The following is a 22,378-nucleotide window of genomic DNA, read 5'->3' on the forward strand; positions in this document are numbered from 1 at the left end:
TGCTTATACCTCGTTGATATAGGTTTTGTAGGGTAAAGAGTAGCCATAAAAAACATCTACTCTTTCTCGTTCAATCAAATTAACTTCTTCCAGTCGTTGCATAATATCTATCATTGTCGTTCTGCTGCAAGAAAACATTTTAGCTAATTCAATCAGTTTAAAATTTAGATATATACTGCCATCAGTATCTATCCAACCTTTTTCAGGAGCTTCTATCTGTCTATCTTTCAAGACAGCATAGACTAAAATATCTCTCGCAGATAGACTACTGTAGAAATCATCTTGCAGTAAAACTTTCGGGATAAGATAGCTGTCGTTATCATAGTCCATAGTTCTTACCTCCTATCTCTCTCCACACCATATCCCAAGTAGAAGCAAGGGAACATGCAACACAAAAGTTAAAGCTCCCAAAAACCAACGTTCAACTAAAAAGGAAAATATTGATAGTATCAGCACAATATAAGTGAACAATCCAACATCAAGAAAGATTGTCCCATATTCCAAACGAAGACCACCAAAACCATTTCTAAGTATCTTTTTTCCTGTCAAGTCTTCTAAATTATTTTTATCCATGCCAAATTTCCTATCTTTCAAATTGTTGTAGCCATTGAGCGACCTTGCGCTTATCGTACAGAGTCACTCCGTCAATAACCATATGTGGCATGCCTGCCTTTTGCCATTTGACAATAGTTGTCGTTGAGACATCTAAAAAACGGCACAAGCCAGCCATACGAACCATAGGCTTATATAGCTCTTTGTCCTCAAGGGCTTTTTCTATTGCTTTTTGAACCATAGTGTCATAGCGAGCCAGTAACTTCTTTTCAGTTACTTTGGGGAGCTGAATGGTAAATCCTTCTGTCATTTTGAGTTCTCCTTTTTGTTAAAATCGATTTTAAGCTCTGAAACGCTTATTGTAATCAAGTATTTCAGAATTTAAATATCTTCCTAGGGTAAATAACCTGAGAAGGTTTTTAATCTGTTATTTGTGATTGTAGAATCATATTTCAGACTTAGAATGTAATCTTGCCATTCTTTTTCTTGCTTCCTCTCGTTGTTCTTCAGTCATTTCACGTTTAACTCGTTTTCGAACAAATGGAGAAACCATATAATCATCAAGATTTGTCAATTTAGCATGAATCCATATAATGCGGTCGTCTTCTTTCTCTTGACCTAAAATCTGACAACTATCAATAGTTTTCATGATTTTAGTAATGTGTTTCCTAACATTACTCTCAAAATACCAACAGTTATCCATTTCATCATAACGGACAATCGTTTCTCGTTCTTCTAGTGTGTAAGCCATAACTGACCCCTTTCTTTATTTTATAAGCTTCGAAAACAAATTACTCTTTTCGTGTAATTTATATTAATATTAAACTCTTTTTGAGTTTTTGTCAACTATTTTTTCTCTTTTTGTGTAATTTGTGTTATAATATCCCAAAAAGGAGAATACATAAATGACAAATTTTCAACTTCTTGTAAAAGAAAGCAATAAAAGTTTGACTGAAATAAGTCAAGAAACAGGCATTAGTTATTCAACATTAGGAAATTATAATCAAGGGACTAGAACTCCAAAGAAAGAGAATGCTAAAATCCTTGCCGACTACTTTGATGTCTCCGTCCCTTATCTATTAGGACTTGACGACAATAGACAAATACTAGATTTTGCTGGGGAGGGGATTGCAAAAGGTATCATTGAAAAAATTAAAGGTCGAAAGACACTTGATATGCTTTTGACCTCAACTCCATATCTGGAAGAAAATGTAGATATCATGAATGATATTATTAATAAAAAGGTTCTAGACTCATACATTGACTTTCTGTATGAAGGAAAATATCCTCCAGCAGTCATTGTATTTATCAAAGATGTTATCAAGAATCGTTTTGATGATATTCCAGCACTAGCAAACAGAAGCAGTGATAAAAATAGCGAGTACCATTTTCTATGGGAAGCTTGGGAAAAAGAACCAAGAAAAAAAGAACGAACGGAACAGACAAGGAAGAAATGGAAAGAGCAAGGTATTCCTATATTTAAATCTTGGAAATAGAATAGACAGCTAATTTCTTTATTTTATAAGCTTCGAAACCTAAAAAATAAAGGAGAAATTACAATGTCCATTCACAAATACCCAAGCAAAAAAGCCAAAAATGGCTATTTGTATTTAGTCAAGGTCTATATGACTAGAGACGCTCAACGTGCAGACCATATCAAACGTGGCTTTCGTACTCGAAAGGAAGCCAAAGACTACGAAGCTAGGCTAATCTACCTTAAGGCTTCAGGAAGGTTGGAAGAGTTTATCAAGCCAACTCATAAAACTTATAACGAGATATTCGAGAAATGGTATCAAGCCTATCAAGATACGGTAGAGCCGACAACAGCTTCACGTACTCTTGATATGTTCAGGCTTCACATTCTGCCAGTCATGGGAGACTTACCTATCAGCAAAATCTCCCCTTTAGACTGTCAGAACTTCATCACAGAAAAGGCTAAGACTTTTAAGAATATCAAGCAAATCAAGTCTTATACTGGAAAAATATTTGACTTTGCAATAAAGATGAAATTGCTTAAGCATAACCCTATGGCAGAAATTATTATGCCGAAGCGGAAAAAGACACAGATAGAAAACTATTGGACGGTTCAGGAACTAAAAGAGTTTCTAGCCATTGTCCTTCAGGAAGAGCCTTATAAGCATTATGCACTGTTTAGACTACTAGCTTATAGCGGCTTAAGGAAAGGCGAACTATACGCTCTTAAATGGGCTGATATAGACTTTCAGAGTGAGACACTAAGTGTCAATAAGAGCCTAGGACGATTAGACGGACAGGCAATCGAAAAAGGCACTAAAAATGATTTCTCAGTAAGAAAGATTAAGCTAGATAGCGAAACTATTTCTATTTTGCAAGAATGGAAAGCAAATTGCCAAAAAGGAAAGGCACAACTAGCAGTTGCACCTCTTTCTATCAAGCAAGATTTTATCTTCACTTACTGCACACGGTCAGGGTCAGTAGAACCACTGCATGCAGACTATATCAATAATGTACTATCACGAATTATCAAGAAACATGGCTTAAAGAAAATCAGTCCTCACGGTTTTAGGCATACTCATGCTACCTTGATGATTGAAATTGGAGTTGACCCAGTCAACACAGCAAAAAGGCTAGGTCATGCAAGTAGTCAAATGACTTTAGACACCTACAGCCATTCAACAGCTAATGGAGAAGATAGGTCCATCAAGCAATTTGCGGACTATCTCAAAGCAAAATAACAGTCAAAAAAGATGTAGAAGTTTTTCCCAAACGGTATCAAAAAAGGTATCAAAAGCAAAAAACGATTAAAAAAGCACCTTGCAAGAGACTTGCAAAATGCTTGTAATCGTTGATGTAAAGCTGTTTTTAACGTTTTGAGAACTGACTAGCTTTACGAGCTTTCTTAAGACCTGGTTTTTTACGTTCAACCATACGTGCGTCACGTGTAAGAAGTCCAGCACGTTTCAATGAATCGCGGAAATCTGGGTCAACTTCTAAAAGTGCACGTGAGATACCATGACGGATCGCACCTGATTGACCTGCATATCCACCACCTACAACGTTAACAAAAACATCGTATGAACCTTGAGTTGAAGTAACTGCGAAAGGTTGGTTGATAACAAGACGAAGGTCTGCGTGTGGGATGTACTCTTCTACATCTTTTTTATTGATTGTAATTTTACCAGTACCTGGGACCAAACGAACGCGTGCAACAGCGTTTTTACGGCGACCAGTACCTGCATATTGTGCTTGTGCCATTATATAATGCTCCTTTCCTCTTAGATAAGTCCTGAGATATCAAGTACTTCTGGTTGTTGTGCAGCATGTGTATGCTCACCGCCAACAAATACTTTCAATTTCATACCTTGTGCACGTCCAAGAGTGTTATGTGGAAGCATGCCTTTAACTGATTTTTCAATCAAACGAACAGCATTTTTAGAACGAAGTTCACCTGCTGAGATTTGTTTCAAACCACCTGGATACATTGAGTGAGTGTAGTAGATTTTATCTGACGCTTTTTTACCAGTTAATTTAACTTTTTCAGCATTGATAACAATCACAAAGTCACCTGTATCAGTGTGTGGTGTGAAAGTTGGTTTGTTTTTTCCGCGAAGTACGCTAGCAACTACTGCAGAAAGACGTCCAAGAGGTACATCTGCTGCGTCAACAACGTACCATTTGCGTTCAACTTGGCCTGGTTTAGCCATGAAAGTTGTTTTGTTCATGATTTCTCCTATACGAATTCGTTTTTGTTTACAGGTGTGGATGTTCCGGTCCACGAGAGTATTTGAAAGGTTCCGGGGCCTTACAAATGGGGTAAACAATACCGCTTATAATCATATCAAAATAAGGTAGCATTCGTCAAGTTATTTCTTTTATTTTATCAATTTTCATCCCAAAATAAATCATCTACAGTTTTATTCAAAGCTTGACACAATTTAATCGCTTAATTATAGTCTCCTTTTTCAATGGCGGCTATTGTCTGACATGATACACCGACCTTTTCAGCTAGAGACTGTTATAATAAATCCATACTAGCTCTAGCCGTCTTTAAGCGTAAATTTTTCATATTACTATCTGTCCTTATACTTATGGTAGTACACTGAAATTCCCATAGCTATCAATGATATTCCTATAACTGCTAAAATTGCATCATCTCCCCTTGAAAAATAAGTAGCAATATCAACCTTCCTAGTAAAAGCATCAATAAAATAGTTATTCCTATGAGGGCAAATGCGCCAGCAACAAAAACATTTTCCAAAAACTTTCATCAACAAACGGAGAGACGCTTTTTAGATTAGAAGTCGTAACAAAATAGAAATACCACTAAATAAAGTTAATATTATTATAAAATCAGGTAACACACTCCCCTTATTAGCTTTCCAAAAACACTTTCAAGCCATAAGATAAAAAACATCGTCTAAAAACATTTTTGATAACTTTGTAAAACCAATTGTTGTTGTCGTTTATCATATTGAGGATAGTTCTTATTTTAATTTTTATAATAGGTCTCCTACTATTTTATAGTTTCATAGCATCATATAAAATACATTTTATAAAATGTATACTAAAAGAACATAACGTACTGTTATGCCCTTTGATTTGTTATCGGTTTTCTTCCCCTAAAGAGAATAGAGCTAAAGCACCTGAGCCCACATGAGCTGAAATAACTGGCCCTAATGGACGAATAATAACTTCTTCAATACGCTCATCTGCTAATAACTGTTCTTTCATAACTTGAGCTGAATCTTTCTCTCCACTATAAGCAATAATTAAAGTGCTATAAGATAGTGTTTTTGTTGCCTGAGTCACAATCTCTTTAATACCTTTTTTACGGCCCCTTGTCTTGGCAAATGGTACTAATTTACCCTCACTATCTAACTTAAGTAATGGTTTAATCTTAGCAACACTTCCAATGATAGCTGCACCTTTTGATAAGCGACCACTACGCATTAAATGGTTGAGATCGTCAACTAAAAAGTATGTGTTTAATTTAGGGAGAAGTGATTCAATTTTTTGTTTCACTTCTTCTAAAGATTTACCTTCTTGTCGCTCTTTAGTTGCTAACATCGCTAAGACACCCTCACCACATGAAGCTGCCATCGTATCCACAATCTCAATTTGAGCATCAGGATATTTGTCTAAGACCATCTCACGCGCAATAGTTGCACTCTGGTAAGTGCCTGATAAATGTGAAGATAGCGCTAAATATAACAAGGCATGGTCATTTTCTGCATAGGTTGAAAAAACTTCTTCAAACTGACCAACGTTAATTTGGCTTGTTGTAGGCTTTGCTCCCTCTTGCATACGCTCCAACAAGAAGTCACTAGTAATTTTTTCGTCTCCGACTGTCTCATAAGTCTTTCCATCAAGTTCAATGGTTAAACCTATAATATCGACATTGTGCTCTTGAGCCCACTTTTCATCTAAATCCGATGTCGAATCCGTTAGTATTTTAAAAGTCATTGTTACCTCAATCTATTATTTTTATTTGATAATCAAAGTAGTTCCAATATTATATCAAAAAAATTGTTGGCTGGCTAATAAAGTGTTAGGTTTTACATACCATCTAAAAAATCCTTGAGTTTTCCTAGTTGTTCATCATTCCACGGCCTTAACTTTGGCGTACTCAAATCGATTTGACTGGACATCTTATCCAAATCTGATTTTACTGTCGCTACACGCTGTTCCAATTCTCTAGCCGAGACACGTAAAGCACCCTGAGAAAATATAGTCCATTGTTCATTTAAATCACTGGTAGCAACGGAGACTAAATTTAACACAGATTGATTAAGTTCTGCCGCTGCTCGTTCAATATAGCTATCCGCAGTTTCGTCCTCCTCAGTAAAGATAACGGATATTTTGTATTGGTCATAACGTTGACGTACACCAGGAACATACTGTGCATCAAATACACAAATAATATCAATGTGTTCGAAATGTGCGTAATGATTTAGCTTTCTAAGTAATACTTCCCTTGCCTCTTCTAAACGATTGCTTTTAAAAAGCTGTCGAGTATCTTTCCAAAAAGCAATCATATTGTAGCCATCAACGAGTAAGATAGAATGTTTTTTCATAGGCGGTTTCTAAATACTTCATACATCAAAATAGCGGCTGCGACACTGGCATTTAAACTCTGAACATGACCATTCATGGGAATTGTAATCATTTCATCTACTTGCTTTTTGATATTATGAGAAATACCTTTTCCTTCATTACCAATAACTAGGGCTAATTTACCTTTGGTATTCCACTTATGCGATGGTGTCCCATTCATATCAGTGCCAAATATCCAGAACTCCTTATCTTTTAAAGTATCCAAAGTTTGACTGAGATTAGTTACCCTTGCAATAGGAACATGTTCAACAGCTCCTGTAGATGTCTTTGAAACCACTGGGGTCACTCCAACAGAACGATGTTTGGGGATGATAATACCTGTTACATTGGTTGCATCAGCTGTGCGTAGAATAGAACCTAGGTTGTGAGGGTCGGTCAGACCATCAAGGATTAAAATGAGAGGATTTTCTTCATTCTCTGCCTTTGTCATTATCTCTGATAAATCCGCATAGGCAAATTCCGAAACTTTTAGAACGAATCCTTGGTGAACTCCACCATTTGTCATGTCTGATAAGGTTTTTTTAGGAGTCCAGGAAATGGATACTTTTTTTTCAGTCGCTAGTGCTTTGACTTTATCAACGTTCTTTCCTCTTAAGTCATCTTGCAAGTATAATTTATTACCAGTATTAGCTCTTAAACTCTCTGTCACAGCATGTAAGCCATAGACAAGGTCACTTGATTCTTCTTTAAATTGTTTATCTTTCATAGTCATATTATATCATGAATGCTATAGCATAAAGCTTTTTATAGCAATATTTTACCAACAAATCCTAATGTCTCTATAAAAAAGAGAGGATATAGCCTCTCTTTTTGTTTATTTTTCAATGGTTTCAATACACCACTGTATTAGAGTTTCCAAGCGCTTTATCTGACCAGTCATATCCAAGTACCCCATAAGAGCCTCAAAACCTGTAGACATACGATAGGTAATAATATCAGCATTTTTAGCTTTTGTATGACTATTCGCATTACGTCCTCGTTTATAAATTAACTGCTCTCCATCAGTTAAAATATTTTCTTCTAACATGGCATTAATTAACAATGCTTGGGCATTAGCAGAAACATATTGGGTTGCTTTCCGATGTAACTGATTAGGTTTGGTAAAACCCTGCATAATTAAATGGCGTCGGATATACAAAGAATAAACTGCATCTCCTTCAAAAGCTAAAGCAATACCATTAATCAAACGAACATCAATCACGAGTCCACCTCACGCCATCCTTAGTATCTAACAATTTAATTCCTTGTTTTGCTAATTCATCTCTAATACGATCAGCAGTTGCAAAATCACGATTAGCTCGTGCTTCTTGACGTTGTTCTATTAAAGATTCAATATCAGCATCAAGAACTTCCTCTTGGAATACAATACCAAAAATTTCTAATAATTCAGCAAAGGTTTCCTTAACTCTTGAAGTATAGTGTCCTGAATTAATCCATTTTGCCATTTCAAAGATAACAGTAATACCGTTTGCTGTATTAAAATCATCATCCATCGCTCCTTGAAATGCTTTCACAAATTGCTCTAATTCTTCATCATTAGCATTCTCTTGGATTGGTAAGTTGAAAGTATTTTTTAAATATTTAAGGTTAACTTCCGCATCATGAACGGCCTTTTCAGTGAAATTCACGGGTTTACGATACTGTTGTGTCGCTAAGAAAAAACGTATTACTTGTCCGTCAACGCTCTTCAACATATCGTGAACAGTAATAAAGTTACCAAGAGATTTAGACATTTTCTCGTTATCAACGTTAACAAAACCATTATGCATCCAGTAATTTGCAAAGGTCTTACCTGTTTTAGCTTCAGATTGTGCAATCTCATTCGTGTGATGTGGAAATTCTAAATCAGCTCCTCCACCATGGATATCAATAGTATCACCAAAGATCTCAGTTGCCATAACAGAACATTCAATATGCCACCCTGGGCGCCCTTTCCCCCAAGGACTTTCCCATGAGACTTCCCCAGATTTAGCTGATTTCCAAAGTGCAAAATCTAAAGGATTCTCTTTAATCTCTCCTTCACCATCAACACGACCACTTGCACCAATCTCTAAATCTTCCAAAGTTTTATTGGCTAATTTTGCATAATGATGTGATTTACTTACTCTAAAATAAACATCTCCATTAGCTTCATAGGCAAATTCCTTATCAACTAAAACTTTAACAAAATCAATAATCTCATCCATATAGTCAATAACTCGAGGATTTTTTGTAGCAGGTTTGACACCTAATGCAGCAACATCTTCCATAAATGCTGAAATAAACTTATCTGAAAAGGATTTTGTATCCATACCTGCTTCAGCTGCACCTTTTATAATTTTATCATCAACATCAGTAAAGTTAGAAATATAATTGACTTGGTAACCACAATACTCAAAATAACGACGAATAGTATCAAAAGCTACTACACTGCGGGCATTCCCGATGTGTATATAGTTATAAACTGTTGGCCCACAGACGTACATGTTGACTTTACCTTCATTGAGAGGTATAAAATCTTGTAAACTGCGAGTCATAGTGTCGTAAATTTTTATCATGGTTTTTCCTTTTTCTGTTTTTGATAAGCTTTATACAAACGAACAACATACATTAAAACAAAAGCAGCCCAAATAATTCCTAAGAGAGGGTTACCTTGTGCAAACTTTAAATAGCTTAAACAAGCTGCTGCTAGTATACCTAAGATTGATAATATTTGAGTTGTTACATAATCCTTCACAAATACCTCCTAAAGTTTGGACGAATAATAACTTTCTTCTCGATCATGTTCAATACTTCGGATTTGAAGATCATCCTTTTGACCATGGACACGGACAACTTTAGCTGGAACACCAACTACTGTTACGTCTGCTGGCACATCTGCAAGGACAACTGCTGCAGCACCGACTTTAGCATTTTCTCCAACCTCAATTGGACCAATGATTTGAGAATGTGCTGAAATTAGCGCTCCTTTACGTATGGTTGGGTGTCGTTTGCCTTTGTCTTTACCTGTGCCACCCAATGTAACCCCATGGTATAGCATAGCACCTTTCTCTACAATGGCAGTTTCTCCAATGACCAATCCTGAACCGTGGTCAATAAAAACCCCTTCCGAAATCGTCGCTCCGGGATGAATTTCAATTTGTGTCCAGAAACGCCAAAATTGACTGTGCATACGTGCTAACAATTTAAAATTATGATTCCATAAAAAATGAGATAGCCTATGAGCTGCAAGAGCTTTTATTCCTGGATAAGTTAAAATAACTTCTAGAGAACTACGAGCAGCTGGATCTTGTTCTTTGACAATAGCTATACTTTCTTTCCACCACCCCATAGTTATCCTCAATCGTTTTCTACATCAGACCAATCAACTAAAACTTGTTGTTCATCAAATGGATTGATGGCTACTCCAAAGGTATCATCAATCTCATTTTCTCCATTACGCGGTTTATAAATATCGTCAATCGTCCAGGCTAAAATTACTCCTTGTGCTTTCCTAAAAGCACCACCAAAATCATTATGGTTATACCATTTTTCCAAACTTAAAAGGTTTGAGAATACTGGAACATAACTTTTTCCTTCGGGGGTAGACATTGTAGGGAAAAGACGGTCAAAACTACCTTCTTCACGTGGATGGACAAAGGCAGGTACCAAGTAGGTTTTATCCATGATATCGGCAACAATGTTATCTTCATTTAACAACTGATTTAAGATTGTGGTGTAATTATTCATAAATTGCACCATATCTTCACAGTAGAAAATAGTCGAGTTCCCAAAATCGCCTTCTTTTTTTAAATTATAGACCAATCCTGCTAAGCCATGTGAAATAGCTTCATCAAGAACGTCTAAACTACGACGACTCTCCCAAAACATATCTCGAGCACTTTCTTGCTCCTCTTTGAAATGATTAAGGTCAGTAATATCCGTAAAAACAGGAACAACTTCTTGACCATCTACTTGAATAGCATAGGGTTCCTTGCTTGCCCAAACCGTAGAGTGGTGCAAGGCATTCACAAGACCTATACTATCTAAAAAATTATCCGGTGCATTGATAAAAGCACGCAATCTAATGTCTAACTCGTTTGTACTTGTCATATTAAGATTCCTTTTTAGGATTGTCAGCTTTTGGAGGACGTGGTAACAATGCTTTCATAGAAGCATCAACTCGCCCTTTATCATCAATTTTGATGACTTTCACATCAACTTCTTCACCAATTTCAAGAACATCAGCTACATTTGCTGTACGTGTCCATGCAATTTCTGAAATATGTACCAATGCATCTGTTTTATCAAAGAGGTTGACAAAGGCACCGAATTTCTCGATACGAACTACTTTAGCATGGTAAACTTCTCCCACTTTTGCTTCACGTACTAAACTTGCAATAATGTCTTTCGTACGATCAATAGCAGCCTGATCACTAGAGAAGATAGATACATTTCCTTCTTCATCAATATCAATCTTAACACCTGTTTCAGCGATGATTTTATCGATAGTTTCGCCACCTTTACCGATGACAACTTTAATCTTATCAACATCGATTTTTATCATATCAATCTTAGGTGCCGTTGGTGCTAATTGTGGACGTGGCTCTGCGATAGCTCCATGAAGGACATCAAGAATTTCAAAGCGTGCTTTTTTAGCTTGCGCAAGAGCTTCTTCCAAAATTTGAGGGGTAATACCTTCAATTTTAATATCCATTTGAAGTGCTGTAATCCCTTCACGTGTACCCGCAACTTTAAAGTCCATATCGCCAAAATGGTCTTCTAATCCTTGAATATCAGTGAGGACTGTATAGTTTGTTCCATCTGATATGAGCCCCATGGCAATACCAGCAACTGGAGCTTTTATAGGCACACCACCTGCCATAAGAGCAAGCGTTCCAGCACATATAGAAGCCTGAGATGATGAACCGTTTGATTCTAAAACTTCTGCAACTAGTCGGATAGCATACGGAAACTCCTCCAAGCTTGGAAGGACTTGTTCTAATGCACGCTCTCCTAAAGCACCGTGACCAATTTCACGACGCCCTGCAGCTCCATAACGTCCCGTCTCACCAACTGAATATTGTGGGAAGTTATAGTGGTGCATAAAGCGTTTCTTATACTCTGGTGTTAGCCCATCAATGATTTGTGCTTCACCCATAGGTGCTAACGTTAATACTGATAATGCTTGGGTTTGTCCTCGTGTAAAGAGACCTGATCCATGAACTTGTGGTAAAAAATCAATCTCTGCGTCTAATGGACGAATCTCATCCACACGACGTCCATCAGGACGAATCTTATCTTCTGTAATGAGGCGACGAACTTCTGCATGTTCCATTTGTTCTAAAATTTCAGCAACATCACGCATAATGCGATCATATTCTTCATGTTCAGCGTAACGTGCCTCATATTCACCTATAACTACTTCTTTAACTGCTTCTGTAGCTGCTTCTCTAGCCTTTTTCTCTTCAACTTGTACTGCAGCCTGTAAAGCTATGTTATGAGTAGCAATAATTTCTGCTTGAAGTTCTGGATCAACTTGAAGAAGTTCTACCTCGGCTTTTTCTTTACCAATAGCAGTAACAATCTCTTCTTGAAAGGCGATTAATTCACAGACAGCCTCATGTCCTTTAAGAAGAGCCTCTAGCATGATTTCTTCTGAAAGTTCTTTCGCTCCAGATTCAACCATGTTAATCGCTTCTTTAGTACCTGCAACCGTTAATTCTAACGCAGAAGCCTCTTGTTCTTGTGCTGTCGGATTAATAATAAAATTACCATCAACATAAGCAACTTGAACTCCAGCAATTGGCCCATTGAAAGGAATATCGGAAATCGATAATGCTAATGATGAACCAAACATAGCAGCCATTGGTGCGCTAGCATTTTCATCAAATGAAAGAACAGTATTGATGACCTGTACTTCGTTACGAAATCCCTCAGCAAACATCGGACGGATTGGTCTATCAATAAGACGTGCTGTTAAGGTAGCATCCGTACTTGGACGCCCTTCACGTTTGTTAAAGCCACCCGGAAATTTCCCAGCAGCATACATTTTTTCTTCGTAATTGACTTGAAGTGGGAAAAAATCACCTGTTGACATTTTCTTAGACATAACTGCTGCTGTGAGTACAGTAGAATCTCCATAACGAACGACAACTGATCCATTTGCTTGTTTAGCCACTTGGCCAGTTTCAACAACTAATTTTTTTCCAGCAAAAATCATTTCAAAGACTTGTTTTGACATATTATTCTCCATATTTTTTTGTTTACGCGTTTCCTACAAAGTTCAATCTAGCTGTTCTAAACTCAACTTTGCATAAAACCACGTATAAGCTTTATTCTAACATAATTCTATAAAATTGAGTAGCGAAAATCCGTGGAGGAAGCTGTATTATCATTCATTAATGTAAACGTAAAAAGTCTGATTATTAATACTAGCAATCAGACCTTGTTACAATGATTAAAATAAATTTCTAGGGTTAATCTTAGCTTGCTTAATAACCCTCTTCATAGGTTAAAACACTTTCTTACTGCTGGCCTCCTCAAAGTACTTACGTTCATAGTGCGTTTAAAACAAAAAACACTAGAAAATTTTCTAGTGTTTTTACTTGACTCTGTTGTCTATTAACGACGAAGTCCAAGTGATTGAATCAATTCACGGTAACGGTTAACATCTGTACGACGTAGGTATGCTAATAAGTTACGACGGTGACCAATTTTTTTCATCAATCCACGGTAAGTAGCGTGGTCTTTTTTGTGTTGTTTGATGTGGTCGTTAAGGTGGTTGATTTCCCAAGTAAGAACTGCTACTTGAACTTCAACTGATCCTGTATCACCTTCGTGACGTGCATATTGAGCAATGATTTCATTTTTTTTCTCTTTTGAGATTGCCATAATATATTCTCCTTTTATTGCTTCATCCGAGTCTTAGGATTGGCACTCCTAAAACCAAGAAAAAGTTGGTTTGTCTTATAGACCCTCTTATTTTATCAAATTAGAATAAACTTTGTCAAAAGTTTTTAATAGAAATATGGATAACCAACTGTCTCTAAAGGAAAATCCTTCATAGACTAAACGAGACTTTGCATCTTTTTGCCGAAAGACCTTAGCATAAGTAGATGTCATACTAGTTGGCCCACACATAAATATTGTTGGTTGTCCTTCAAAAACAGACTGACTAAAATCAAGTCTTCCTTTGAGGCTACTATTATTTAAGTGAAGTTTAAAATTAGGATTGGCTTTAGCATAGGATTCTAACATATCTTGATAAATCAAATTGTCTTGATTTGAAAAGGTATAAAAGAAGTCAACTCTCTTAGTCAAAATACTATTTTCTCTAATAAATGAAATGAAGGGAGTGATGCCGATACCTCCTGCAATCCAAACCTGTTCTTTCTTGTCTTTATCAAATAACATATGACCATAAGCTCTATCTAAGGCTATTTTTGTCCCAACTTTTAGCTGTTTGTAAATGGATTTCGTATAATCTCCTGAAGCTTTAACAGTTAAAAATATCACTCTATCATGACCACCTGATATCGAGAAAGGATGAGCTGCTGATTCAAAGCCAGCTTGATAAATTTTTAAAAAAGTAAATTGTCCATAGTCATATCGATAAGGACGCTTCATTGCTATTTCAATCTCAGTTGTATCATGGTTAAGATGAGTAACCTTTTGAACGTACCCTACACGACGAAAACGCATTCTAGAATATAGGAAAATAATATAAAATCCAGATATAACCCCAATGACAGCATAACCTAATACGATTAAACTGAGTAAAGTATTTCCTAGTATCCTATCTCCTAAAATCATAAAAGTATGTACCAATCCCAAAATATAAGCTAAATAAACAAAGCGATGAATAAAACGCCAAATTTCATACTTTAAAAAATTTCCGAAATAAGCTACAAAAACAATACTTAGAAAAAGATATAATCCCGCACTGCCAATAGTCTTTGCAAACTCACTTCCATGTCCGCCTTGTCCAAGACCAATTTTGTGCAATAGAAGCAAAATCATTGAAAATACAGCCATTACCTTGTGGTAAAAATACATATTTTCAATACCTTGAAAGTAACTTTCAAGTATCCTAAATTTGGTTGATAAGAGGAATGTTAGCGATAAACTTGTCAAAGCTAATCCTGGTACAACAAATTCACTTAATCCTGCATTTTGCCATGCTACTAGTGTCACCACTATGCTAGATAAAATTAAAACAATACCTTTCCAAGCTCGCATAACGACCACCCCTTTATTTTTAGTAAGGATAAAATACCACAAGATACTTATACAAAACTTAAAAATTTCAGAAAATAACAAAAAGGCAACTCCAATGTTGCCTTTTTGTTATGATTTATAAATTGATTTGCAATGCTGTACTATATCTTTAACAGCGAGTCCATACTCCTCTAATAAATATTCCATCTGACCTACCTGACCAAATCGCTCATCAATACCCATACGACTAACAGTAGTGTCTTTCTCCATACTAAGCCATTCGCATAATGCACTTCCGATACCGCCAATACGGTTATGATTCTCAATAGTTACAATGGATTGATCTATCAGTAATGGTTTCAGTTCTTCTGGAAGGGGCTTAATTTTAAAAAGGTCGATAACTGAGGCCTCAATCCCTAGTTCTTTGAGGTAGTCGGCTGCTTCTATCGCTCTAGAAACCATAATACCACTTGCTACAAGAGTAATATCTTTTCCCTGGCGTAATTGTATAAAACCCTTTGAAAAATCTTCGCGTCCCTCATAAACTGCAGTGGGGGCCTTACGAATAGTTCTAATGTATTTTAGGCCATCAATACTTAATGTTTGTTTTAAAATTGCTTCAAACTGAATATCATCACTAACCTCAAAAATAGTCGCTTTGGGAATTAACCTTAGTAGACCTAACTCTTCAAAAGGCATATGAGTTCCGCCATTCATTTCTGCGCTAATTCCTGCATCTGAGCCAATAATCGTAGCTGATAATTGTGAGTAACCTAACGATAAGAATACTTGATCAAAGACACGCCTTGACGCGAAAGGACCAAAAGTATGAAGGTATGGCTTGTAACCTTTAATGGCGAGCCCTGCTGCAAGGCCTACCATCTCAGCCTCCATAATACCTAGATTAATATAACGTTTTCCAAATTCTGATGCCAGTGCATTTGTTGACATTGAACTCGACAAATCGGCTTCTAAAACGGTAATTTGTTTATTTTCTTGATTAGCTTGAAGGAGGAAATCACGATAGACAAGCCTCATTTCTTTGGTTGAACATCTCATTCTACCACCTCCAAACTTTCTCTCAAGCTTATCAACGCTCGCTCTAACATTGTTTTTTGTTGTAAATCTGGTCGTAAATGATGATTAGAAGCTAACTCCTCCAACTCTTTCACACCTTGTCCCTTGATGCTATCTAAAACAATACATTTTGGTCTGACACTATTTGAATCTTGAAAAGTTTTAATAGCTTTGTCAATTGCCTCAATGTCATCTCCTTTTACACGTACTGCATCAAATCCAAAAGCTTCAAATTTAGCAACAAAGTCTCCAGGATTACAAATATCAGCTGTCAAACCATCTAATTGTTTTTTATTATCATCTACAAAAACAATTAAATGGTGCAGTTGATGATGCGCAGCAAATTGTATAGCCTCCCAACATTGTCCTTCATTTAATTCACCATCACCTACAATAGTATAAGTATAATAGCTTGAATTCTCAATCTTTTGAGCATAAGCAATTCCCGTTGCAATACTAATGCCTTGACCTAACGAGCCTGTCGTTACATCTATACCAGGAGTTAAATTGCGGTCAGGATGCGAAGGTAGTTTGGTACCGTTTGTATTGAGCGAATGAAGGAATGTTTTATCAAAAAAACCTTTTAAATAGAGTGTACTATACAAGGCTGGACCAGCATGTCCTTTTGATAAGACCATATAATCCCGATCACTTTCTTTGAATTTTTCAGGATTTATATCCATAATATCACCATACAGAACAGCCAAAGCCTCAACAATTGATAAACTACCCCCATAGTGACCGAATCCTAAATGGTTTAGCGTTTCTAGAGTATTTAAACGAATCTCCGTTGCAAATCGTCTTAGAGATGAATATCTTTCTTCTGGTGATGTCATTATTAACCTTCCTTATGGGTTGATTTTCCAACAAATGAAATGCCAAAAAGTCCAATTAAGATAACTACAATACCAATAACAATAGCTATCGCACCGCCGACATGATTAAGAGCGCCAAGAATGATACCGGTCAAACCAAAATCAGCATCTGAGAATGTTGACCCTTTGAAACCAAGTCCACCTAGTACAGGCATCAAGAAAATCGGCAAGAAACTGATGAGGATACCTTGAACAAATGCACCAATAGTCGCTCCTCTCACACCACCAGAAGCATTACCGATAACACCTGCCGTTGCCCCACAGAAGAAATGAGGAACGACCCCTGGTAAAATGACAGTAGTGCCAGTCACAATCATGACTATCATACTAACCAATCCACCAACAAAACTTGAGATAAAACCAATCAATACTGCATTAGGTGCATAAGGGTAAACAATTGGACAATCCAAGGCTGGTTTTGAATTTGGAACCAATTTTTCTGAGATTCCCTTAAAGGCTGGTACAATTTCACCTAGGATAAGGCGTACACCTGCTAAAATAACGAATACACCTGCCGCAAATTGCCCAGCTAGTTGGAGGGCATAAACAAGACCATTGACACCGTTACTTATTTCTTTTGCAATATAAGCCTCACCAGCAAACACTGCAACGATAAGGTAAATAATTGCCATTGAGATAGTAATACTTACGGTACTGTCACGTAAAAATGATAAACTCTTTGGAAATTTAATATCTTCTGTTGATTTTGATTTATCTCCAACAATTCCACCAATAAATCCACTCAACCAATAGCCTAAAGAACCAAAGTGCCCAAGTGCCACCTTATCATTACCTGTCAGTTGAATCATGTATTTTTGCACAAATGCAGGAGATACGCTCATAATAATCCCTAACGCTAGACCTCCAAAAAGGATGAGCGAGAACGAAGTAAAGCCTGCTACGGCAAAAATAACAGCAATCATACAAGCCATATACAATGTATGATGTCCTGTCAGAAAAATATATTTAAATTTTGTAAAACGAGCAATTAAAATATTAAAAATCATTCCCGCTAACATAATCAAAGCAGTTGCTGAGCCATACTTCGTAAGAGCTACTGCTACAATGGCTTCATTATTAGGAACTACCCCCACCAAATGAAAAGCATGCTCAAACATTTTTCCAAATGGATTCAAGGAATTTTGGACTATCCCTGCACCTCCAGAAACCACTAAGAAGCCAACAAATGTTTTTATTCCACCTTTTACAATATCAGGAACACCTTTTTTCTGCAGTACTAAACCGATAATGGCTATCAAGGCGACTAAAATAGCTGGCGTGCTGGCAATATTAACTAAAAAATCCAATAGACCTTTCATGGCATCAACCTCCTAGATTAAGCCTTTTTCTTGGCAAATACCTGTCACTAATTCTCTCAATTCATCCATATCAATGATACTGTTTAAAATACGAACATCCCCCAGGTGACCAGCTGAATCCTCCAAATCACGACCAACAATCCAAACATCTGCTGCGCTTGGATCTGCTCCACCTAAATCATAATGTTCAACTTCAACATCAGAAACCCCCAAATCCTTCAAAATAGACTCAATATTCATTTGTACCATAAAACTTGAACCTAGACCTGATCCACATGCTGTTCCAATTCTTAACATCTTTAATCCTCCTGTTTTATAATCATTTCAATATCTTGATACCCACGTGAAGCTAACAAAGCTTTAACATTATTATTATCACGAAGTATTGTTGTCAAATGCGATAGAGCTTTCAAATGCGTTTCATTATCAATAGCTGCTATGCATAATAAGAGATAAATTTCCTGTTTGGGGTCATCCAATAAATAAATAGGCTGTTCCAAAACAAGCATTGACATACCGACAGAGTTTACCCCATCTTCTGGTCTGGCATGTGGAATAGCAATACCTTTACCAAGATTGATAAAAGGACCAAACTCTTCGACCTTTTCAATCATAGCTTCTGGGTAACTTTCCGTAATTTTTCCAGAAGCTAACAAGGGTTTTGCCGCTAAACGAATTGCCTCTTTCCAATTCATTTGTTCAGAACTTGTCTGATAAGTTTCCTCTGTTATAAGTTGGTGCAACAAGGGCCTCACATCCTTTCTAAATATATCTTGTTTTACCATTGTCCTCAAAGCCAATTTTAATTCCTCTTCACAATGAACATGAGCGTATTTTTTTATAGTTGCTATTAATTGATCAAGTTGGAAATCGTCAAGGCAAGCTTTGGGAAAATCTGAAATAACCAGTTCTTTGAGCTGTTGTACTTGCTCTGCTGTCATCATCAGCGAAACTAGATAATTAGGTTTTTTTGTTTCTACAAATATAGTAGAAAAGACCATATCGTAAGTTTGATTGTCAATCAGTTTCAGCTGCTCAATTTTAGAGACACGATGAAAATGAATTTGAGGAAATAATCCACGCAATTTTTCCTTAATCACTAAGGATGAACTAACGCCGTTTGGACAGAGTATCAAAGCTTTATAAGACATTGATTGTGTACCACCTGATTGTCTAAGATAGCCTCCAAAGTGAATCACGAAGTAAGAAATTTCACTATCGGGTATTAATCCTACTTGCTCTTCCAAAGGACGTAGTGCCTTTTTAACCAATAGAAATAAATCACTGTAATGCTCTTTAATATTTTGTGTATAACCACTATCGCCAGTTAAACCATATTTCAATCGGAAATAAGCTGGAATAATATGACGCTTCAGACCTTGTAATAACTCTTCTTTATTGGAAAAATTAAGAAGTGAAACAGTTTCCATCTCATCAACGATTGCTTTTGCCAATGCTTCAAAGAAATCATCATCTTTAGTTCCCTCACCTTCAAAACAGCCAGATAAGATCAAGGTAATATAATCTTTTTCTTTCTGATCTAATGGTTTAGATAAGGAAATATCCTGACTTAAATTAGTCACAATAATAGTCGTTAACTCTTTTAATTGTTCAGAAACAATAGGAGAACCCTGCAAAACACGATCTACTGACCTTTGATAACGACACAGTATTAAAATGATAAAATATAAAGATTTCTCAAGCCTATCTTGTATTGGAGAAAGTTGAAAAGATTCATAGAAATATTCTACCGTCTTTTCTAACTTCTCATATGAGAGAGCGAATTTCCAAGAAGACAAGATATAATTCAAAGACCAAAAACCAATGGGAGATTCTAGTAGTTGAGTTATCATCTGAAAAGCAACTTGATGCTTATCCATCTCATCTCCTACTAGACTATATCCCTTTGCTCTTGTATAAGTGAGTGAGATACCTCTTTTTGCTAATTTAGAACGTAGCATCTTGATATCTGATAAAGTAGTATTCTTACTTACTTTCAAAAAATCTTGATAATGCACATTGGAGACAAACTCTCTTCGGCAAAAGCTATAAAGGTAAATCAGACATACCCTTTCTTCCTGGGTTAGGTAAAATTGCTCAGCTTCTAATAAGGAGACAATTTTATCATGCTCTTTTTCATCTCCTAATAACTGATAACGTCCAGCAGAGTGAGCAATAGCTGGTAGGTGATTTTTTGCTAAAAAACTATTGAGATAGTTAATTTGCTCTATGATAACTTTTATTGAAAACTTTGTTTGCACTGTTAACTCATACAAGGAAAGATTTTTCCGAGCTAAAAATACCAACATTATCACAACAGTCTTATTATCAACCATTTGTTTTCCTTTCTATTTTTATTTTATAGTAACCGTTTACATTTTTCTAGGTCATTTGAGCCCAATCTGGCACTACTATCAATTGAATGAATTTGGGCTATTGTTATAGAGTAAAGAAAAAAGAAAGAAATTGCAAAATCTAGAGCAAGATTCCTTTCCACAAGCAGCACTTTAAAAACCTTTACTTAATTGAATAAGTAAAGGTTTTTAAAATGTTATGACACTAAGATAGCTAAAGTTTGATAAGGTTGCAAAGTAACCGTTTCATCAAGAGTAACATCCTTATAATTTGATAGAAGAACTTGTCCTTGGAGATAATTCTCCGGTAATTTTATCTTAACTTTCTCAGCAAAGAAATTATTTAAAACAAGAAGTTTTTCCTTATCAAGATGGCGTTCAAAAGCATATACTTTTTCATTATCTTTGAAAGCTGCTTTATAATTCCCGTCAGCTATTATTGGCAGTTGTTTACGTAGCCTTATCAACTCTTGATAGAAAGTAAATATCAGCCCTGTTTTCTCCTTTGCGACATTGATTTCTTTATATGATTTTCCTACTTTCAACCATGGAGCGCCTTCAGAAAAACCTGCATTCGTACTATCATCCCATTGCATTGGTACTCGAGAATTGTCTCGAGATTTCGCTCGAATAATGCTAAATGCCTCTTCTTGTGACTTGCCTTCATCAAGCATTATTTGGTAGGCATTCAAACTCTCAATATCCACATAATCATCCATAGAACTGTAATCGGGATCAAGCATTCCGATTTCTTCACCCATATATATATAAGGAGTACCACGCGATAAGTGGATAGATGCTGCTAACATGGTTGCTCCTTCATTTCGAAAACGTTTCACGTCTACAAAACGATTTAATGCTCGCGGTTGGTCATGATTATTATAGAATAAAGCATTCCAACCATTTCCTTCGCTCATCCCTTCGCCCCAACTATGGAAAAGGTCACGTAATGCAGGAAAATCAAAAGCCATAATGGTCCACTTTTGCCCATCTTTATAATCTACTTTGAGGTGGTGAAAATTAAAAGCCATGGATAACTCTTCACGTTCTGGTGCAGTGTAAAGAATGCAATTTGCAATTGTCGTTGAAGACATTTCACCAACTGTCATGAAGGAATCATCTTGTCCAAAACTAGCATTATTCAACATCTTGAGATAATCATGTGTTATTGGACGATCAGTATAAGCTGGTTTTCCATCATTAATTGGGCAGTTCTCAAGTATCTCATCTTTCCCAATTAAATTAATCACATCAAATCGAAAACCTTTAACCCCTTTATCACGCCAAAAATTGACAACTTTAAAAAGTTCCTTGCGAACATCGGCATTGCGCCAATTAAGGTCAGCTTGAGTGATATCAAAAAGATGAAGATAATACTTCCCTGTATCACCAAATGGTGCCCAAGCATTTCCACCAAATTTAGATACCCAATCTGTTGGATTATCACGTAAGATAAAGAAATCTTGATAGTAGCGATCTCCTGCAAGTGCTTTTTTAAACCACTCATGTTCTATTGAACAATGATTAAGCACCATATCAAGCATAAAATCTATACGGTATTGACGTCCCACCTCAATCATTTCTTCAAAATCGTCCATCGTTCCAAAATCAGGGTTAATAGCTGTATAATCAGAGATATCATATCCATTATCTCGTTGTGGACTTGGATAAAATGGGTTGAGCCAAACCATATCAATACCAAGTTCTGCTAAATAGGGTAATTTTTCGATAATACCACGAAGATCACCAACCCCATTACCAGTTGTGTCTTTGTATGATTTTGGATAAATTTGATAGACAACTTTACGTTTATCAATCGTCATATTCTACTCCTTTCCCAAAATGCTGCTGTATTTAGCAGTCTAACTATAACATCAACTATCATCAAAAATATAACATTTTTACAGTGATATTTGTTCCTATGAGTTTT

General features: G+C 36.3%; 25 protein-coding genes and 1 pseudogene. 2 read left to right on the forward strand and 24 right to left on the reverse strand.

Annotated features, from left to right (window positions below):
• Positions 1–3: 3 nt before the first annotated feature.
• The 4 genes from EGX70_RS06670 to EGX70_RS06685 form a co-directional block, all read right to left on the reverse strand.
• Positions 4–330, reverse strand: a complete 327-nt coding sequence (locus tag EGX70_RS06670) for a replication initiator protein A (protein ID WP_000384270.1) — start codon at positions 328–330, stop codon at positions 4–6.
• 12 nt (positions 331–342) lie between these two features.
• Entirely contained in the window at positions 343–573 is a 231-nt protein-coding gene (locus EGX70_RS06675) for a hypothetical protein (RefSeq protein ID WP_123948034.1), read from the reverse strand.
• Between the two features lie 10 nt (positions 574–583).
• Entirely contained in the window at positions 584–862 is a 279-nt protein-coding gene (locus tag EGX70_RS06680; protein WP_000134670.1) for a hypothetical protein, read from the reverse strand.
• A 135-nt stretch (positions 863–997) separates the two neighbouring features.
• The gene (locus EGX70_RS06685; protein ID WP_000331954.1) at positions 998–1,303 is read right to left on the reverse strand and encodes a hypothetical protein; all 306 of its coding nucleotides are present in this window, start codon (positions 1,301–1,303) and stop codon (positions 998–1,000) included.
• 154 nt (positions 1,304–1,457) lie between these two features.
• Between EGX70_RS06685 and EGX70_RS06690 the strand changes: the two genes are divergently transcribed.
• Entirely contained in the window at positions 1,458–2,048 is a 591-nt protein-coding gene (locus EGX70_RS06690) for a helix-turn-helix domain-containing protein (protein WP_000181098.1), read from the forward strand.
• 63 nt (positions 2,049–2,111) lie between these two features.
• The gene (locus tag EGX70_RS06695; RefSeq protein ID WP_123948036.1) at positions 2,112–3,266 is read left to right on the forward strand and encodes a site-specific integrase; all 1,155 of its coding nucleotides are present in this window, start codon (positions 2,112–2,114) and stop codon (positions 3,264–3,266) included.
• Positions 3,267–3,393: 127 nt separating this feature from the next.
• On the opposite strand, the gene rpsI is transcribed toward EGX70_RS06695, so the two are convergent.
• From rpsI to treC, 20 genes and pseudogenes are all read right to left on the reverse strand, one after another.
• Entirely contained in the window at positions 3,394–3,786 is a 393-nt protein-coding gene (gene rpsI / locus EGX70_RS06705) for a 30S ribosomal protein S9 (RefSeq protein ID WP_000035940.1), read from the reverse strand.
• Positions 3,787–3,806: 20 nt separating this feature from the next.
• Positions 3,807–4,253: a 50S ribosomal protein L13 gene (gene rplM / locus EGX70_RS06710; RefSeq protein ID WP_001865567.1), complete on the reverse strand. Its 447-nt coding sequence runs from the start codon at positions 4,251–4,253 to the stop codon at positions 3,807–3,809.
• Between the two features lie 224 nt (positions 4,254–4,477).
• Positions 4,478–4,597, reverse strand: a pseudogene (locus EGX70_RS11105) (helix-turn-helix transcriptional regulator); the annotation flags it as partial.
• A gap of 536 nt (positions 4,598–5,133) precedes the next feature.
• Positions 5,134–5,994 carry a DegV family protein gene (locus EGX70_RS06725; protein ID WP_000143135.1) on the reverse strand — a complete coding sequence of 287 codons (861 nt, stop codon included), beginning with the start codon at positions 5,992–5,994 and terminating at the stop codon, positions 5,134–5,136.
• Positions 5,995–6,086: 92 nt separating this feature from the next.
• Positions 6,087–6,605 (reverse strand): NYN domain-containing protein, encoded by a 519-nt coding sequence (locus tag EGX70_RS06730; protein ID WP_000716636.1) that lies wholly within the window; start codon positions 6,603–6,605, stop codon positions 6,087–6,089.
• Positions 6,602–7,357 (reverse strand): 23S rRNA (guanosine(2251)-2'-O)-methyltransferase RlmB, encoded by a 756-nt coding sequence (gene rlmB, locus EGX70_RS06735; RefSeq protein WP_000178026.1) that lies wholly within the window; start codon positions 7,355–7,357, stop codon positions 6,602–6,604. Before rlmB ends, EGX70_RS06730 begins: the two co-directional genes overlap by 4 nt.
• 102 nt (positions 7,358–7,459) lie before the next feature.
• Entirely contained in the window at positions 7,460–7,846 is a 387-nt protein-coding gene (locus EGX70_RS06740; protein WP_029140668.1) for a Mini-ribonuclease 3, read from the reverse strand.
• Positions 7,839–9,182 carry a cysteine--tRNA ligase gene (gene cysS / locus EGX70_RS06745; RefSeq protein ID WP_000591125.1) on the reverse strand — a complete coding sequence of 448 codons (1,344 nt, stop codon included), beginning with the start codon at positions 9,180–9,182 and terminating at the stop codon, positions 7,839–7,841. Before cysS ends, EGX70_RS06740 begins: the two co-directional genes overlap by 8 nt.
• Entirely contained in the window at positions 9,179–9,361 is a 183-nt protein-coding gene (locus tag EGX70_RS06750; protein ID WP_000656476.1) for a lipoprotein, read from the reverse strand. Before EGX70_RS06750 ends, cysS begins: the two co-directional genes overlap by 4 nt.
• Before the next feature lie 9 nt (positions 9,362–9,370).
• Positions 9,371–9,955, reverse strand: a complete 585-nt coding sequence (cysE, locus tag EGX70_RS06755; protein ID WP_000539954.1) for a serine O-acetyltransferase — start codon at positions 9,953–9,955, stop codon at positions 9,371–9,373.
• Between the two features lie 8 nt (positions 9,956–9,963).
• Positions 9,964–10,716, reverse strand: a complete 753-nt coding sequence (locus EGX70_RS06760) for an SseB family protein (RefSeq protein WP_123948038.1) — start codon at positions 10,714–10,716, stop codon at positions 9,964–9,966.
• Between the two features lies 1 nt (position 10,717).
• On the reverse strand, positions 10,718–12,847 hold the full coding sequence (pnp, locus tag EGX70_RS06765) for a polyribonucleotide nucleotidyltransferase (RefSeq protein ID WP_000043850.1): 2,130 nt from the start codon (positions 12,845–12,847) through the stop codon (positions 10,718–10,720).
• 380 nt (positions 12,848–13,227) lie between these two features.
• Positions 13,228–13,497, reverse strand: coding sequence for a 30S ribosomal protein S15 (rpsO, locus tag EGX70_RS06770; protein ID WP_001018249.1), 270 nt, complete (start codon positions 13,495–13,497; stop codon positions 13,228–13,230).
• 87 nt (positions 13,498–13,584) lie between these two features.
• Entirely contained in the window at positions 13,585–14,844 is a 1,260-nt protein-coding gene (locus EGX70_RS06775) for a ferric reductase-like transmembrane domain-containing protein (RefSeq protein ID WP_001203071.1), read from the reverse strand.
• 108 nt (positions 14,845–14,952) lie between these two features.
• Positions 14,953–15,882 (reverse strand): transketolase family protein, encoded by a 930-nt coding sequence (locus tag EGX70_RS06780; RefSeq protein WP_001203821.1) that lies wholly within the window; start codon positions 15,880–15,882, stop codon positions 14,953–14,955.
• Entirely contained in the window at positions 15,879–16,736 is an 858-nt protein-coding gene (locus tag EGX70_RS06785) for a transketolase (RefSeq protein WP_000203489.1), read from the reverse strand. The genes EGX70_RS06780 and EGX70_RS06785 overlap by 4 nt, the downstream gene beginning before the upstream one ends.
• Positions 16,737–16,738: 2 nt before the next feature.
• Positions 16,739–18,094, reverse strand: coding sequence for a PTS ascorbate transporter subunit IIC (locus tag EGX70_RS06790; protein WP_000677351.1), 1,356 nt, complete (start codon positions 18,092–18,094; stop codon positions 16,739–16,741).
• Positions 18,095–18,106: 12 nt separating this feature from the next.
• Positions 18,107–18,391: a PTS sugar transporter subunit IIB gene (locus EGX70_RS06795; protein ID WP_000944235.1), complete on the reverse strand. Its 285-nt coding sequence runs from the start codon at positions 18,389–18,391 to the stop codon at positions 18,107–18,109.
• 2 nt (positions 18,392–18,393) lie between these two features.
• The gene (locus EGX70_RS06800) at positions 18,394–20,430 is read right to left on the reverse strand and encodes a BglG family transcription antiterminator (RefSeq protein ID WP_000228180.1); all 2,037 of its coding nucleotides are present in this window, start codon (positions 20,428–20,430) and stop codon (positions 18,394–18,396) included.
• A gap of 215 nt (positions 20,431–20,645) precedes the next feature.
• Complete coding sequence (gene treC, locus EGX70_RS06805) at positions 20,646–22,271, reverse strand: alpha,alpha-phosphotrehalase (protein WP_000151017.1); 1,626 nt, start codon at positions 22,269–22,271, stop codon at positions 20,646–20,648.
• Between the last annotated feature and the right edge of the window lie 107 nt (positions 22,272–22,378).

Source organism: Streptococcus sp. FDAARGOS_522, from assembly GCF_003812445.1.
Lineage (GTDB): Bacteria > Bacillota > Bacilli > Lactobacillales > Streptococcaceae > Streptococcus > Streptococcus agalactiae.